This window comes from Streptomyces sp. W16 (assembly GCF_033194735.1).
Lineage (GTDB): Bacteria > Actinomycetota > Actinomycetes > Streptomycetales > Streptomycetaceae > Streptomyces.
In genome coordinates, this window is the sequence record NZ_JAWOAI010001007.1 from 1 (window position 1) to 1,690 (window position 1,690).

Annotated in this window: 2 protein-coding genes and 1 pseudogene; 1 reads left to right on the top strand and 2 read right to left on the bottom strand. The window is 70.8% G+C overall.

The features are described from left to right. Positions 1-599 (top strand): annotated as a pseudogene (locus R6V09_RS52475) (hypothetical protein); the annotation flags it as partial. A 58-nt stretch (positions 600-657) separates the two neighbouring features. Here the strand turns inward: R6V09_RS52475 and R6V09_RS52480 are convergent. Beyond that, positions 658-1,446 carry an SAM-dependent methyltransferase gene (locus tag R6V09_RS52480; protein ID WP_317888456.1) on the bottom strand — a complete coding sequence of 263 codons (789 nt, stop codon included), beginning with the start codon at positions 1,444-1,446 and terminating at the stop codon, positions 658-660. Between the two features lie 110 nt (positions 1,447-1,556). Then, a partial coding sequence (locus tag R6V09_RS52485) for a hypothetical protein (RefSeq protein ID WP_317888457.1) occupies positions 1,557-1,690 on the bottom strand: 134 nt, incomplete at its 5' end.

Below are 1,690 nucleotides of genomic sequence, written 5' to 3' on the forward strand. Positions count from 1 at the left end.
ACGGCGGCCAAGGACGGCGGGGTCAAGGCGGGATCCGCCGCGGGCGCCGCGGCCTGTGGGCCGCCATCGGCGCGGCCTCGCTGGTCGTCGCCGTCACCGCCGCACTGCTCCTGTCCCACGTCTTCCAGGACCAGGACAAGGGCTCCGCCTCTGCGCACACCTCACCGTCCGCGAGCTCCAGCAGGTCCGCCGACACATCAGCCAGTCCGTCCGCGAGCGGAGCGACGGCCTCTCCTTCGGCGTCCGGCACGGGCGCGGGCAAGCCGGCCGACGCCGTGGTGGTGAAGCCGCCCTACACGTTCGACCCGGGGACGGTCGTGGAGACCGTGCGCTCCAAGCTGATCATGCAGACGGACGGCAACCTGGTGCTCTACGGCAAGGACGGCACGGCGCGCTGGGCGAGCCAGACCGAGGGCGCGGGGAACACGGCGGTGTTCCAGACGGACGGCAACCTGGTGATCTACAGCGCCCAGAAACAGCCGCTGTGGGCCAGCAACACACAGGGCGCCGACGGGGCGACCCTCAAGGTGCTGGAGGACGGCAACATGGTCATCGCGACCGACAGCGCGGTCGTATGGCAGACCAACACCGCGCATTGAGGGCACGGCAGTTGACGCCGACGGCCGTGGGGCGGGGGCAGTGCGGGCCCGTCCGGGCTCAGGGGATCCGCGCGACCGCCGCGTAGATCCCGCTGCCCTCCGGGGCCGCGCCCGGCGTCGGAGGGTTCCACTCCGTCGCCGTCACCAGGCCGGGCGGCACCAGGTCGAGGCCGTCGAAGAAGCGGGCGACCTCCGGGCGGGTACGGAAGCCGAGCTTGATGCCGCCCTTGGCGTACTCGGCGGTGACCTGTGCGGCCAGCTCGGGGTAGAGGTCGGACGCGGCGTGCGACAGGACCAGACAGCTGCCGGACGGCATGGTGGCGACGAGGTCACGGACGATGCCGTGGGCGTCCTGCTCGTCGGGGACGAAGTGCATCAGCGCGATCAGCGAGAGCGCGATCGGGCGGCTGAAGTCCAGGACGTGGCGGGCGTGTTCGACGATTGCCTCGGGCTCGCGTACATCGGCCTGGATGTAGTCGGTGACCCCGTCGGGGTGGCTGATCAGCAGTGCCTCGGCATGGCGCAGCACGATCGGGTCGTTGTCGGTGTAGACGACCTTCGCGGTCGGCACGGTCCGCTGCACGATCTGGTGCAGGTTGGGCGCGGTGGGGATGCCCGTGCCGATGTCCAGGAACTGGTCGATGCCCCGGCCGGCCAGCCAGGTCGCCGCGCGGTGCATGAACTGACGGTTCTGCCGGGCCGCGTCCCTTGCCTCGGGCGGCAGTTTCTCCCCCACGGCCTCGTCGACCGGGTAGTTGTCCTTGCCGCCCAGCAGCCAGTCGTAGACCCGTGCGGGATGTGCCTTGCCGGTGTCGATCTGCGGGGCCGACTGGGGGTCGGTCGTCATGGCAACTCCATCGTGCCGAGTGGACGGATCGGGCCGAGCTTTCGATCATCGTACTCGGGTCGGTCACGAGGCTTGTGGGGAAGGGGAGTTGGACCGGTGCGAGCCGGAGGTCACTGCTCCCGCAGGTCCTTGACCCGGCGGATCTTGCCCACCGAGCGCTCCAGGGTCTCGGGGTCCACGATCTCCACGTCCACGGTCACGCCCACGCCGTCCTTGACGCCCTTGCCGATCGCCGCCGCCGCGG

Excerpts from the sequence above, each read along its gene's own strand:
- R6V09_RS52480 (WP_317888456.1), bottom strand. The coding sequence starts at position 1,446 with ATGACGACCGACCCCCAGTCGGCCCCGCAGATCGACACCGGCAAGGCA.